The 13,790-nt window shown below is 68.8% G+C and carries 12 protein-coding genes and 1 pseudogene; 9 read left to right on the top strand and 4 right to left on the bottom strand.

Features of this window, described 5'->3' with window-relative positions; genetic code table 11:
* Window positions 1-594 precede the first annotated feature (594 nt).
* A pseudogene (locus ACFY0U_RS32595) lies at window positions 595-675 on the bottom strand (SCO5717 family growth-regulating ATPase); the annotation flags it as partial.
* A 494-nt stretch (window positions 676-1,169) separates the two neighbouring features.
* On the opposite strand from ACFY0U_RS32595, the gene ACFY0U_RS32590 reads away from it, so the two are divergent.
* The gene (locus ACFY0U_RS32590) at window positions 1,170-2,666 is read left to right on the top strand and encodes a PQQ-binding-like beta-propeller repeat protein (RefSeq protein WP_388641941.1); all 1,497 of its coding nucleotides are present in this window, start codon (window positions 1,170-1,172) and stop codon (window positions 2,664-2,666) included.
* 42 nt (window positions 2,667-2,708) lie between these two features.
* On the opposite strand, the gene ACFY0U_RS32585 is transcribed toward ACFY0U_RS32590, so the two are convergent.
* Entirely contained in the window at window positions 2,709-2,990 is a 282-nt protein-coding gene (locus ACFY0U_RS32585) for a DUF397 domain-containing protein (RefSeq protein WP_171146652.1), read from the bottom strand.
* Window positions 2,991-3,261: 271 nt separating this feature from the next.
* On the opposite strand from ACFY0U_RS32585, the gene rpsO reads away from it, so the two are divergent.
* From rpsO to ACFY0U_RS32560, 5 genes are all read left to right on the top strand, one after another.
* Window positions 3,262-3,549 (top strand): 30S ribosomal protein S15, encoded by a 288-nt coding sequence (rpsO, locus tag ACFY0U_RS32580; protein WP_046263478.1) that lies wholly within the window; start codon window positions 3,262-3,264, stop codon window positions 3,547-3,549.
* 290 nt (window positions 3,550-3,839) lie between these two features.
* On the top strand, window positions 3,840-6,056 hold the full coding sequence (locus ACFY0U_RS32575; protein ID WP_388641938.1) for a polyribonucleotide nucleotidyltransferase: 2,217 nt from the start codon (window positions 3,840-3,842) through the stop codon (window positions 6,054-6,056).
* Window positions 6,053-7,432: a M16 family metallopeptidase gene (locus ACFY0U_RS32570; protein WP_388641936.1), complete on the top strand. Its 1,380-nt coding sequence runs from the start codon at window positions 6,053-6,055 to the stop codon at window positions 7,430-7,432. Before ACFY0U_RS32575 ends, ACFY0U_RS32570 begins: the two co-directional genes overlap by 4 nt.
* Window positions 7,433-7,475: 43 nt before the next feature.
* Entirely contained in the window at window positions 7,476-8,228 is a 753-nt protein-coding gene (dapB, locus tag ACFY0U_RS32565; protein WP_388641934.1) for a 4-hydroxy-tetrahydrodipicolinate reductase, read from the top strand.
* Window positions 8,228-8,680 (top strand): hypothetical protein, encoded by a 453-nt coding sequence (locus tag ACFY0U_RS32560; protein ID WP_388641932.1) that lies wholly within the window; start codon window positions 8,228-8,230, stop codon window positions 8,678-8,680. The genes dapB and ACFY0U_RS32560 overlap by 1 nt, the downstream gene beginning before the upstream one ends.
* A gap of 69 nt (window positions 8,681-8,749) precedes the next feature.
* Here the strand turns inward: ACFY0U_RS32560 and ACFY0U_RS32555 are convergent, their stop codons facing one another.
* Both ACFY0U_RS32555 and ACFY0U_RS32550 read right to left on the bottom strand, forming a co-directional pair.
* On the bottom strand, window positions 8,750-9,304 hold the full coding sequence (locus tag ACFY0U_RS32555) for a hypothetical protein (RefSeq protein ID WP_388641930.1): 555 nt from the start codon (window positions 9,302-9,304) through the stop codon (window positions 8,750-8,752).
* Between the two features lie 90 nt (window positions 9,305-9,394).
* A complete protein-coding gene (locus tag ACFY0U_RS32550) occupies window positions 9,395-9,634 on the bottom strand; it encodes a hypothetical protein (RefSeq protein WP_388641929.1) in 240 nt (79 codons plus the stop codon).
* Window positions 9,635-9,833: 199 nt separating this feature from the next.
* Between ACFY0U_RS32550 and thyX the strand changes: the two genes are divergently transcribed.
* From thyX to ACFY0U_RS32535, 3 genes are all read left to right on the top strand, one after another.
* Window positions 9,834-10,574, top strand: a complete 741-nt coding sequence (thyX, locus tag ACFY0U_RS32545; protein ID WP_388641927.1) for an FAD-dependent thymidylate synthase — start codon at window positions 9,834-9,836, stop codon at window positions 10,572-10,574.
* A 211-nt stretch (window positions 10,575-10,785) separates the two neighbouring features.
* A complete protein-coding gene (dapA, locus tag ACFY0U_RS32540; protein ID WP_388641925.1) occupies window positions 10,786-11,685 on the top strand; it encodes a 4-hydroxy-tetrahydrodipicolinate synthase in 900 nt (299 codons plus the stop codon).
* Window positions 11,686-11,840: 155 nt separating this feature from the next.
* On the top strand, window positions 11,841-13,526 hold the full coding sequence (locus tag ACFY0U_RS32535; RefSeq protein ID WP_388641923.1) for a ribonuclease J: 1,686 nt from the start codon (window positions 11,841-11,843) through the stop codon (window positions 13,524-13,526).
* Window positions 13,527-13,790 lie beyond the last annotated feature (264 nt).

Below are 13,790 nucleotides of genomic sequence, written 5' to 3'. Positions count from 1 at the left end.
CTCGGGTTGCGAAGGCTGCTGTGGCCGCTGCGGCTCGAACCCGCTCCCCGCCGGAAGCCCGGGCACCGCACCCGGCCCCTCGTTCGACGGCGCGGGCGGCGTGAAGGGCACGCCCGGACCAGGCGCCGGCGGCGTGAAAGGCGCCCCGGGACCCGAGGACGGCGGCGCCGGAGGCGTGAAAGGCGCCCCCGGACCAGCGGCGGGCGGAGTGAAGGGAGCACCAGGACCCGGCGCGGGCGGCGTGAAGGGAGATCCCGGACCAGGCGCCGGAGGCGTGAACGGAGCCCCGGGCGCCGGAGCGGCACCCTGGGGACGCGAATGCGCGGGCGGCGTCAGCCCCGGCAGCGAGGAAGCGGACCAGTCCACGGGAGACGGCGCGGCACCGGGCGTACCCGAAGCCGACGAACCGGCCCCGGCCGAACCCGTCGTACCGGAAGATCCGGAGGAGCCGGAAGATCCGGAGGAACCGGCCGGTCCGCCCGCACTCGGCGATCCACCCGCACCCGACGGAGTCCCCCCGTCACCCGAACCCCCCGAAGCGTTCTGCGTGTACCAGGCAGGCGGCGCGTAGTCGATGGTGAACTCGCCCGTCATCTCGCTGGCGGACTCCGCGTCGGGCTGGTCATCGCCGGGTGTGGCCCAGCCCCCGCGGATCCCGTCCCGATCGCTGCTCACAATTCCTCCTGATGTGGTCGAGCACCCTCATACCGTGCTAGGGGCGACCTGTTCTTGTCGTCTTCCGGTCATCCGAAGTCGTTCGAGGTCGTCCGATCCACCGGCTCTCCCCCTGAGTACTGACGCCCGGTCCACGGGTTCTGGCGTCGCCCCCGGTACCAGCCTAATCACCACAAGCCCCACCCCGGCAGGCCCGTCCACCCCTGAGCGCACGTCCACCGCGTCACAACCTGCCCAGAACTGGCCTACACAGCTTTCGCATTCATGACGAAAAAGGGCGATGTTCGTGAACGCCCCGAACACAAACGGAAGGTGAGGGGAGCCGAGCACAAGGATCCCCGAAGCGCCTTGCCGCGCAGGGCTGTTGGGGGAGGCGGCGGACCACCCCGATCCCCGTCCAGATCGCGCCGCCGGGCATAGTAGGGCCGATCCGATCACCGAAACGGTCGCCGATCCGGTCATCATCCCGCCAGAAACAGAAGGGGCTCCTTCGCGTGAGCTTCGGCCCGCCTCCCTCGATCTACACCCAATCCGCACTCTCGGCCGACACCGCCCGCAGGCGCCGCCGTACGAAACTGCTGGGCGCCGTGGCCGTCGTCGCGGCGGTCGCGCTGGGCGGAGGCGGCTGGCTCCTCGCGTCCGGGGGCGACAGCGCACCCGCCGGCGCCGAGCGAACCGTCGCGCAGAGCCCGGACGAGATCAGGGAGACGACCGAGACGGTCCCCGCCTCGCCCGAGGGCCGGATGATGATCGAGCACGACGAGGAGAACCTCTCCAAGACCAACGACGCCGACCCGCGCTACGCGCCCGGCACCTGGGCCACCGGCAAGGTCATGGTCAAGGGCGTCGCCGACCGTCTGGAGGGCTACAACATCGCCCTCGACGCCGACGAGAAGGCCTGGAGCCTCAAGCTGGACGGCCATATCTGCGCCACCAGCAGACACGTCACCGCGGACGGCCGTACCGCCGTCGTCATCCAGCCTCCGCGGCCCAAGGGCTCGGAGAAGGACGGCGTCTGCGACCAGGTGGTCTTCTTCGACCTCGACACCGGCAAGAAGCTGTGGCAGAAGAAGATGCCCGCAGCGAACGCCGCTTACGTCACCAACACCAACCTCACGCTCACCAAGGGCGTCGTCGCCGTGGCCTGGGGGCAGGGCTCCGTGGCGTACGACATGAAGTCCGGCGAGCAGCTCTGGAACAGCAGCCTCGGCGCCAAGTGCCAGGACAAGGCCTTCGCCGGCGGCCGCGCCCTGCTGTCCCTGCTCAGCTGCGGATCACTGCCCGACGTCACCTTCCAGGTGCAGAAGCTGGACCCGCGCACGGGCAAGGTTCGCTGGACGTACAAGGTCGCCGGCGGGGTCCAGACCGTCTACCTGCCGTCGTCCGAACCGCCGGTGCTCGCCGTCGCGGCGGGGGACAGCGAGGTGACCGACCTGATCTCACTCGACAGCGCGGGCAAGCACCGTACGACCATCGCGCTGAACGGCTACGAGGCCACGTGCGGCGAGCGGTACTTCGGACTGTCCTTCTTCGGCGAGTACGAGGCCTGCGACGGCGTGGTCGTCGGACGCGACCGGGCCTTCGTCACCAGCGAGGAGCGCATCGAGACCAACGAGCCGTCGAACTGGATCGTGGCGTTCGACCTGGTCACGGGCAAGACCGCCGGAAAGTTCGACGGACGCGAGCTCCAGAAGGTCTACCCCCTGCGGATGAGCGGCGACGACCTGCTGATCTACCGGCGCGGAGCGGGCGCCGTCGCCCCGGCCGCCGTGGTGCGCTGGAACCCGAGGACGGACAAGGAGACCCCGCTCCTCCTCTTCACACTCCCCGAGGACGACGACGGCGAGCTCAGCGCCCCGGAGCAGTCGGACATCCTCTACGAACAGGGCCGGGTCTTCTTCGGGAAGCGGGAACTGGTCGCCGACGACAAGTACCCGACCGACTCGGTGCTGATGGCCCTGGCCGTCGGGGGCGCCGGGCTCAAGCACTGAGGAAGTGAAAAGGGCGGCACGCGTGTGTGCCGCCCCTCACTCTCACTCCGCCTCTTGTGGCGCCGGCTCGATGTCGAACTCCCCGTCCCGCGCGCCCAGCACGAACGCCCGCCACTCCGCCTCCGTGTACCGCAGCACGGTGTCCGGGTCCAGCGAGGACCGCATGGCCACGGCACCCTCGGGCAGGTACGCGATCTCGACCCGCTCCTCGTGCTCCTCGGTGCCCGGCGCGCTGTGCCACTCGACGCCCGAGATGTCGAGGGCGTAGAGCTCGTCCCGCTCCCGCTCCTTGCGCGCCTTGATCTCCTCTGCCGTCTCCGCCATGTCCCGGCGACCCCTTCCGACGTCGTACGACCACGATCCGAGCGCTCACCCTAGTGGCCCCCCGCACCCCGTCAGGGTGCTTCCGGAACCGGGGCGAAGGCCCCCACCTTTGCCTGGTACCCTGAGTGACGGCCGTTCGTGTACGCACCCCCGGAGCCCTTCGCTCTGGAGGCCGCGCCCAGCGGATCCCCGCCTCCCGAGTAACGGAAGCTCCCCCGAGACATAGACCGGGGGCACTCGGTGGCCATTTTCAGACTACGAGGAGTTTCGAGTGCCGCTCGATGCCGCAGTGAAGAAGCAGCTCATCGCCGAGTTCGGTCAGAAGGAGGGCGACACCGGCTCCCCCGAGGTCCAGGTCGCCATGCTCTCGCGCCGGATCTCGGACCTGACCGAGCACCTCAAGACCCACAAGCACGACCACCACTCCCGTCGTGGTCTGCTGATCCTCGTCGGTCAGCGCCGCCGCCTTCTCCAGTACCTGGCGAAGAAGGACATCCAGCGCTTCCGCGCGCTGGTCGACCGCCTCGGCATCCGCCGTGGTGCGGCGGGCGCCAAGTAAGACGCCATGAAGGGAGCGGTTCCCGAAACGAGTCGGGGACCGCTCCCTTTGCCGTACGTGCGGAAACGTGCGGAGTGTCACACCTACTTTGTAGTGTGGTAGCACAACGCAGTACCACGAGGAGAAGTGCACCTCGCCGCCGCCGGTCCTCGGTAGTGGCTCCCGGGCAATGCGAACCCGGGTGCTTCGATCGAAGACCGGCCCGCAACAGACGGCGCGCTTCTCCACCCATGTCCCCCCACCACACGGGCGGGCCGGGACAAAAGACGAAAAGTAATGGAGAAACGCTAGTGGAGAACGAGACCCACTACGCCGAGGCCGTCATCGACAACGGCTCCTTCGGCACCCGCACCATCCGCTTCGAGACGGGCCGTCTGGCCAAGCAGGCCGCCGGCTCCGCCGTGGCGTACCTGGACGACGACACCATGGTGCTGTCGGCCACCACCGCCTCCAAGAACCCCAAGGACCAGCTCGACTTCTTCCCCCTCACGGTGGACGTCGAGGAGCGGATGTACGCCGCCGGCAAGATCCCCGGCAGCTTCTTCCGCCGTGAGGGCCGTCCCTCCGAGGACGCCATCCTCACCTGTCGTCTGATCGACCGCCCGCTGCGCCCGTCCTTCAAGAAGGGCCTGCGCAACGAGATCCAGGTCGTCGCCACGATCATGGCGCTCAACCCCGACCACCTGTACGACGTCGTGGCGATCAACGCCGCCTCCGCGTCCACGCAGCTGGCCGGCCTGCCCTTCTCCGGCCCGATCGGCGGCGTCCGCGTCGCGCTGATCAACGGCCAGTGGGTGGCCTTCCCGACGCACACCGAGCTCGAGGACGCCGTCTTCGACATGGTCGTCGCGGGCCGCACCCTGGAGGACGGCGACGTCGCGATCATGATGGTCGAGGCCGAGGCCACCGAGAAGACCATCCAGCTGGTCAAGGGCGGTGCCGAGGCGCCGACCGAGGAGGTCGTCGCCGCCGGTCTGGAAGCCGCGAAGCCCTTCATCAAGGTGCTCTGCAAGGCCCAGGCCGACCTCGCCTCCAAGGCCGCCAAGCCGACCGGCGAGTTCCCGATCTTCCTCGACTACCAGGACGACATCCTGGAGGCGCTCTCCGCCGCCGTCCGCCCGGAGCTCGCCTCCGCGCTGACCATCGCCGGCAAGCAGGAGCGCGAGTCCGAGCTGGACCGCGTCAAGGCGCTCGCCGCCGAGAAGCTCCTGCCGGAGTTCGAGGGCCGCGAGAAGGAGATCTCCGCCGCGTACCGCTCCCTGACCAAGCAGCTCGTCCGCGAGCGCGTGATCAAGGAGAAGAAGCGCATCGACGGCCGTGGCGTCACGGACATCCGTACGCTCGCCGCCGAGGTCGAGGCCATCCCGCGCGTGCACGGCTCCGCGGTGTTCGAGCGTGGCGAGACCCAGATCCTGGGCGTCACCACCCTCAACATGCTCCGCATGGAGCAGCAGCTGGACACCCTCTCCCCGGTGACCCGCAAGCGCTACATGCACAACTACAACTTCCCGCCGTACTCCACCGGCGAGACCGGCCGCGTCGGCTCCCCCAAGCGCCGCGAGATCGGCCACGGCGCCCTCGCCGAGCGCGCCCTGGTCCCTGTCCTGCCGACGCGCGAGGAGTTCCCCTACGCGATCCGCCAGGTCTCCGAGGCGCTGAGCTCCAACGGCTCGACGTCCATGGGCTCGGTCTGCGCCTCCACCATGTCGCTGCTGAACGCCGGTGTGCCGCTGAAGGCCCCCGTCGCCGGTATCGCCATGGGTCTGATCTCCCAGGAGATCGACGGCGAGACGCACTACGTCACCCTCACCGACATCCTCGGTGCGGAGGACGCCTTCGGCGACATGGACTTCAAGGTCGCCGGCACCAAGGAGTTCGTGACCGCCCTCCAGCTGGACACCAAGCTGGACGGCATCCCGGCCTCCGTCCTGGCCGCGGCCCTCAAGCAGGCCCGTGACGCCCGCCTCCACATCCTTGACGTGATGATGGAAGCGATCGACACGCCGGACGAGATGTCCCCCAACGCCCCGCGGATCATCACCGTCAAGATCCCCGTGGACAAGATCGGTGAGGTCATCGGCCCGAAGGGCAAGATGATCAACCAGATCCAGGAGGACACCGGCGCCGACATCACGATCGAGGACGACGGCACCATCTACATCGGTGCCGCCCAGGGCTCGCAGGCCGAGGCCGCCCGCGCCACGATCAACGGCATCGCCAACCCGACCATGCCGGAGGTCGGCGAGCGCTACCTGGGTACGGTCGTGAAGACGACCACCTTCGGCGCGTTCGTGTCGCTGCTCCCGGGCAAGGACGGTCTGCTGCACATCTCGCAGATCCGCAAGCTCGCCGGCGGCAAGCGCGTGGAGAACGTCGAGGACGTCGTCGGCGTGGGCTCCAAGGTCCAGGTCGAGATCGCCGAGATCGACTCCCGCGGCAAGCTCTCCCTGATCCCGGTCATCGAGGGCGAAGAGAACGATGAGAAGAAGGACGACACCGACAAGTGACGTCGAGTAGCTCAACGGCGACGGCCCGCACCTCTTCGGAGGCGCGGGCCGTCGCCCGTACCCAAACCCTCGTCAAGGGCGCGAACGGCATCGGCACGGTCCGCAAGACCACCCTTCCGGGTGGCCTGCGTGTCGTCACCGAGACCCTGCCCTCGGTCCGCTCCGCCACCTTCGGCATCTGGGCCCACGTCGGCTCCCGCGACGAGACCCCGTCCCTGAACGGCGCCACGCACTACCTGGAGCACCTGCTCTTCAAGGGCACCACGCGCAGGTCGGCGCTGGACATCTCCTCGGCGATCGACGCGGTCGGCGGCGAGATGAACGCGTTCACGGCGAAGGAGTACACGTGCTACTACGCACGCGTGCTCGACACCGATCTGCCGCTCGCCATCGACGTCGTCTGCGACATGCTCACGGGCTCCCTGATCCTCGAGGACGACGTCAACGTCGAGCGGGGCGCCATCCTCGAAGAGATCGCCATGACCGAGGACGACCCGGGCGACTGCGTGCACGACCTGTTCGCGCACACGATGTTCGGCGACAACCCCCTCGGCCGCCCGGTCCTCGGCACGGTCGACACCGTCAACGCCCTCACCGCCGACCGCATCCGCCGCTTCTACAAGAAGCACTACGACCCGACGCACCTGGTCGTGGCGGCCGCGGGCAACATCGACCACAACAAGGTCGTACGGCAGGTCCGCGCGGCCTTCGAGAAGGCGGGCGCCCTCAAGAACACCGACGCCACGCCCATCGCCCCGCGCGACGGCAGGCGCGCCCTGCGCACCGCGGGCCGCGTCGAGCTGCTGGGCCGCAAGACCGAGCAGGCGCACGTCGTCCTCGGCATGCCGGGCCTGGCCCGCACGGACGAGCGTCGCTGGTCGCTGGGTGTGCTGAACACCGCGCTGGGCGGCGGCATGTCCTCCCGGCTCTTCCAGGAGGTCCGCGAGAAGCGGGGCCTGGCCTACAGCGTGTACTCGTACACCTCGGGCTTCGCCGACTGCGGCCTGTTCGGCGTGTACGCGGGCTGCCGGCCCTCGCAGGTCCACGACGTGCTGAAGATCTGCCGGGACGAACTCGACCAGGTCGCCGAGAACGGCCTGACCGACGACGAGATCGCCCGCGCCATCGGCCAGCTCCGCGGCTCCACCGTCCTCGGTCTGGAGGACACCGGTGCGCTCATGAACCGCATCGGCAAGAGTGAGCTGTGCTGGGGCGAGCAGATGTCCGTCGACGACATGCTGGCCCGGATAGCGGCGGTCACCCCGGACGACGTCCGCGCGGTCGCCCGCGACATCCTGGGACAGCGGCCCTCGCTGTCGGTCATCGGCCCGCTCAAGGACAAGCAGGCGTCCCGTCTGCACGAGGCCGTGGCGTAACCCTCCCCGTCTGTCTTCGGAAGCGTCTTTAAGGAAGCAAGAGATGAGCAAGCTGCGCGTGGCGGTCCTCGGTGCCAAGGGCCGGATCGGTTCCGAGGCGGTACGGGCCGTGGAGGCCGCCGAGGACATGGAGCTGGTCGCCGCCCTGAGCCGGGGCGACAAGCTGGAGACGCTGGCCGAGACGGGCGCCCAGGTCGCCGTCGAACTGACCACGCCCGACTCGGTGATGGCCAACCTCGAGTACTGCGTCGGCCACGGCATCCACGCCGTCGTCGGTACGACGGGCTGGACCGACGAGCGTCTCTCGCAGCTGAACGGCTGGCTGGCCGCCTCCCCGGAGACAGGCGTCCTCATCGCGCCCAACTTCTCCATCGGGGCCGTCCTCAACATGAAGTTCGCGCAGATCGCCGCGCCCTACTTCGAGTCGGTGGAGGTCGTCGAGCTGCACCACCCGAAGAAGGTCGACGCGCCTTCGGGCACCGCCACGCGCACGGCCCAGCTCATCGCCGCGGCCCGCGCAGAGGCGGGCACCGCCCCGGCGCCGGACGCCACGGAGACGGGCCTGGACGGCGCGCGCGGCGCTGATGTCGACGGTGTTCCCGTCCACTCCGTCCGGTTGCGCGGCCTGCTGGCCCACCAGGAGGTCCTGCTGGGCGGCGAGGGCGAGACGCTGACCATCCGTCACGACTCGCTCCACCACAGCAGCTTCATGCCGGGCATCCTGCTGGGCGCCCGTCGCGTGGTCACCACCCCGGGCGTCACCTTCGGCCTGGAACACTTCCTGGACCTGGGCTGATGCGCGCCAAGCTGTCCTACGCCATAACGGCCGCCGTCCTGGTCTTCTACTTCGTCCTGGTCGGCAGCCGCGGCGTCATGCTCATCCAGACCGGCACGCTCCTCACCGTCACCTTCGGCGTGGCGGTGCTGATCCTGCCGGTCATCGGCGTGTGGTTCCTGTGGAAGAACACCCAGTTCGTCCGCAAGGCCAACCAGCTCGCCGCCGAACTCGACGCCGAGGGCGGCCTGCCCCTCGACGAGTTGCAGCGCACCCCCAGCGGCCGCATCGACCGCGACTCGGCCGACGAGGTCTTCGCCAAGCGCAAGGCCGAGACGGAGGCGTCACCCGACGACTGGCGCAGCTGGTTCCGCCTCGCCGTCGCCTACCACGACGCCCGCGACACCCCGCGCGCCCGCAAGGCGATGCAGCGCGCGATCGCCCTGCACGAGGGAAAACCCGTCCAGGCCTGATTGCCGTAAGCCGAAGGGGCCGGCCCGCAGCAGCTGCGGACCGGCCCCTTCGGCGTCTCTACGGGTGAGTCAGCCCCGCTGGTACTCCGCGCCCCACGCCTCCACCGAGTCGGCGGCCCGGTCGAACGCCTCGGGCCGCGCCAGGAAGTCCGCGTTGTGCGTGGTCAGCAGCGGCACCGTGTCCCCGGCCGCCCGGTCATGGCGTACGACGGTCAGCGCCTGGCCCTGCACCGTGCGCGGCAGCCCCAGCCAGCGCACCGGCTGCTGCACCGTCCGCACGGCGACGACCTTGTCCCAGCGCGTCGTACGCGTGAGGAAGAACCCCACCCGACGCACCCCGTGGGCGCTCACCCACGTGCCCATGCGCAGCAGCCGCAGCGCGACGGCGATGACGGCCAGCGCGATCCCGAAGACCACCCCGCCCTCGGACGCGGAGCCGGTGAGGGCGATGATGACCGCCGCGAACAGCACATACGAGGCGAGCAGCAACAGCAGCGCGGCCGCACCCACCCGATAGGGACCGGGCCGGTAGGGACGCCGCCAGTGCTTGCGGTCGTCGAAGGGCAGCGCGACGTCGTCGGCTGTCTCGAATGCGCGGTCGGCCGTCAGGAAGGGCAGGGGCACGACTGGTCCTCACTCGATCCATGCGGGGGCTGTGCCCGGTGAGGCTATCCGCCGCTGTCCCCTGGATCCACCCTCGGGGGCCCGGATGAGTCAGTGTCCCTGGGACGCCTGTGACTCCTGCGTCGATGTGGGGGAGTGATCGAGCGTCAGTGCGGGCATCCCGAGCACCAGGGACCCCACCAGTGCGGCGACGATGGTGACGCCCAGGAGCCAGCTCCCGGCTATCTCCCCGGCGGAGGACTTCTCACGGGGCGGGGGAGTGACATTGCTGCGGAACCTGTCGGCCTCGGCGACGAAGGCGAACGGGACGGGCTCACGCCGACGGAACATCGGGGAGACGCTCCTTTCAAGCTCGAATAAGTGACTGTTGCTGATACAGACGCACGAGTGCCACAAAAGGTGCCCTGATGCCCCGAATTCACAGAACTTCACCGAAGATGTCGCGTCCCGGCACCGAACGCCCCGATGTCAGTGCCGGGCCGTAGAGTGGGCGCCGCCCGAGAGAAGTGATGGAAGGACCCGCCGAGCCGTGACCGACACCCCCGCCGACGACCTCAAGCCCAGCTTCCGCAGCGACGTCACCGTCGAGCTGGTCAAGCACACCGCGGCCGACTCCGACGTCCTGTGGGCCGCCCGTGTCTCCACCGCCGGCGAACAGTCCCTGGAGGAGCTCCAGAAGGACCCCGAGCGCTCCAAGGGCCTCATCAACTACCTGATGCGGGACCGGCACGGCAGCCCCTTCGAGCACAACTCCATGACCTTCTTCATCAGCGCCCCGATCTTCGTCTTCCGCGAGTTCATGCGGCACCGCGTGGGCTGGTCGTACAACGAGGAGTCCGGCCGCTACAGGGAGCTCGAACCGGTCTTCTACGTCCCCGGCGCGGACCGCAAGCTCGTCCAGGAGGGCCGCCCCGGCAAGTACGTCTTCGTCGAGGGCACCGAGGCCCAGCAGGAGCTGGTCACCCGCACGATGGAGGACTCCTACCGACAGTCGTACGAGGCCTACCAGGAGATGCTGGCCGCCGGCGTCGCCCGCGAGGTCGCCCGTGCCGTCCTCCCCGTCGGCCTGTTCTCCTCGATGTACGCCACCTGCAACGCGCGCTCGCTGATGCACTTCCTCGGCCTGCGCACCCAGCACGAACTGGCGAAGGTCCCGTCCTTCCCGCAGCGGGAGATCGAGATGGTCGGCGAGAAGATGGAGGCGGAGTGGGCCAAGCTCATGCCGCTCACCTACGCCGCCTTCAATGCGAACGGCCGTGTGGCGCCGTAACGCACCCGCGTTCTCCGCCCGGGCACAGATGTACGGGTCAGCCGTGCGAAGTGTCCGTATTGCGGCATTTAGAGAAGTTCATCTAGCCTGATCAAACGGACCCGGCACTGCTTGAACCCCCGAGCAGGCAGTGCCGGGCTCCATCTTTGTCATGACTTTTCCAGCCCCCCGAGGGCAGACCACGCCTTGAGCAGCGAGTAGCGTGTTACCCATGGCTCCGACCTCCACTCCGCAGACCCCCTTCGGGAGGGTCCTCACCGCCATGGTCACGCCCTTCACGGCGGACGGCGCGCTCGACCTCGACGGCGCGCAGCGGCTCGCAACCCACCTGGTGGACGCAGGCAACGACGGCCTGATCATCAACGGCACCACCGGTGAGTCCCCCACCACCAGCGACGCGGAGAAAACGGACCTCGTACGAGCCGTACTGGAAGCGGTCGGAGACCGCGCCCACGTCGTCGCCGGCGTCGGCACCAACGACACCCACCACAGCCTCGAACTCGCCCGCACGGCCGAGGAGACCGGCGCCCACGGCCTGCTCGTCGTCACGCCGTACTACAACAAGCCCCCGCAGGAGGGCCTGTACCGGCACTTCAAGGCCCTCGCCGACGCCACCGAGCTGCCGGTCATGCTCTACGACATTCCCGGCCGCAGCGGCGTCCCGATCAACACCGAGACACTCGTCCGGCTGGCCGAGCACCCGCGCATCGTCGCCAACAAGGACGCCAAGGGCGACCTCGGGCGCGCCAGCTGGGCCATCGCCCGCTCCGGCCTCGCCTGGTACTCCGGCGACGACATGCTGAACCTGCCGCTGCTCTCCGTGGGCGCGGTCGGCTTCGTCTCGGTCGTCGGCCATCTGGTCACCCCCGAGCTGCGCGCGCTGGTGGAGGCGTACACCTCCGGCGACGTACAGAAGGCCACCGAGATCCACCAGAAGCTGCTCCCGGTCTACACGGGCATGTTCCGCACCCAGGGCGTCATGACCACGAAGGCCGCGCTCGCCCTCCAGGGCCTGCCCGCCGGACCGCTGCGCGCCCCCATGGTGGAGCTCGCGCCCGAAGAGATCGAGCAGCTCAAGATCGATCTTGCCGCCGGCGGGGTACAGCTCTGACAACAGACTTCGCGCGCCCCGGCGCGCAACGGACTTCACAACTGAATAAGCGGGCCACCGGTGCCTGCACCCATTAACGACAACTGCTACTAGCACGAACGTCATGCGCGCCACGTGCCCTACCGGTACGTGGCGCGTGTGGTGAGGAGAGTCTTTTGAGTCATCCGCATCCTGAACTCGGTCCGCCCCCGCCGCTCCCCGAGGGCGGCCTGCGGGTCACCCCGCTCGGCGGTCTCGGTGAGATCGGCCGAAACATGACGGTCTTCGAGTACGGTGGCCGTCTTCTGATCGTCGACTGCGGAGTCCTCTTCCCCGAGGAGGAGCAGCCCGGCATCGATCTGATCCTGCCGGACTTCTCGTCCATCAGGGACCGCCTCGACGACATCGAGGGCATCGTGCTCACGCACGGCCACGAGGACCACATCGGTGCCGTCCCCTTCCTGCTCCGCGAGAAGCCGGACATCCCGCTGATCGGCTCCAAGCTGACCCTCGCGCTGATCGAGGCGAAGCTCCAGGAGCACCGCATCCGCCCGTACACCCTTGAGGTGGCGGAGGGGAACCGCGAGCGCATCGGCCCCTTCGACTGCGAGTTCGTCGCGGTCAACCACTCCATCCCGGACGCGCTGGCCGTGGCCATCCGCACCCCCGCGGGCATGGTGGTCCACACCGGCGACTTCAAGATGGACCAGCTCCCGCTGGACAACCGTCTGACGGACCTGCACGCCTTCGCACGTCTGAGCGAGGAGGGGATCGACCTCCTCCTCTCCGACTCGACGAACGCCGAGGTGCCGGGGTTCGTCCCGCCGGAGCGGGACATCTCCAACGTCCTGCACCAAGTCTTCGGGAACGCCCGCAAGCGGATCATCGTGGCGAGCTTCGCCAGCCACATCCACCGCATCCAGCAGATCCTGGACGCGGCCAACGAGTACGGCCGCAGGGTCGCCTTCGTCGGCCGCTCGATGGTCCGCAACATGGGCATCGCCAGGGACCTGGGCTATCTGAAGGTCCCGCCGGGCCTGGTGGTCGACGTCAAGACGCTCGACGACCTTCCCGACCGCGAGGTGGTCCTGGTCTGCACGGGCTCCCAGGGCGAGCCGATGGCGGCCCTGTCCCGGATGGCCAACCGCGACCACCAGATCCGGATCGTCAACGGCGACACCGTGATCCTGGCGTCGTCCCTGATCCCCGGCAACGAGAACGCGGTCTACCGCGTGATCAACGGTCTGACCCGCTGGGGCGCCCATGTCGTCCACAAGGGCAATGCCAAGGTCCATGTCTCGGGCCATGCCTCGGCCGGCGAGCTGCTGTACTTCTACAACATCTGCCGCCCGAAGAACCTGATGCCGGTCCACGGCGAATGGCGGCACCTGCGCGCCAACGCCGAGCTCGGCGCCCTCACCGGCGTCCCGCACGACCGGATCGTCATCGCGGAGGACGGCGTCGTCGTCGACCTCATCGAGGGCAAGGCCAAGATCTCCGGCAAGGTCCAGGCGGGTTACGTGTACGTCGACGGCCTCTCGGTCGGCGACGTCGGCGAGCCGGCTCTCAAGGACCGCAGGATCCTCGGCGACGAGGGCATCATCTCGGTCTTCGTGGTCCTCGATTCGTCGACCGGCAAGATCACGGGCGGACCGCACGTCCAGGCCCGTGGCTCGGGCATCGAGGACTCGGCGTTCGCCGACGTGATCCCGAAGATCACGGAGGTCCTCGAGCGCTCGGCCCAGGACGGCGTGGTCGAACCGCACCAGATGCAGCAGCTGGTGCGGCGGACCCTCGGCAAGTGGGTCTCCGACACCTATCGCCGCAGGCCGATGATCCTCCCGGTGGTGGTGGAGGTCTGACGGTCCGTCGGACTCCGTACGCGTGAACCAGGAGCGGGGCGCCTCGATTTGCATCGGGGCACCCCGCTCCAGTACGTTTACGGCTCCGCCTGAACGGGAACCCGGTCGCCTCGTGCGCCGGATCCAGTCCCCGAAGCGGGTGGGAATTCCGACTCAGAATCTCTGATAAAGTCGGAGCCGCCGGAAAGGGAAACGCGAAAGCGGGAACCTGGAAAGCACCGAGGAAATCGGAACCGGAAACGGTCTGATAGAGTCGGAAACGCA

The sequence above is a fragment of the Streptomyces sp. NPDC001536 genome, assembly GCF_042894505.1.
Lineage (GTDB): Bacteria > Actinomycetota > Actinomycetes > Streptomycetales > Streptomycetaceae > Streptomyces.
Note: the sequence above shows the minus strand (reverse complement) of the source record. Positions and strands in the feature narration are given on the sequence as shown.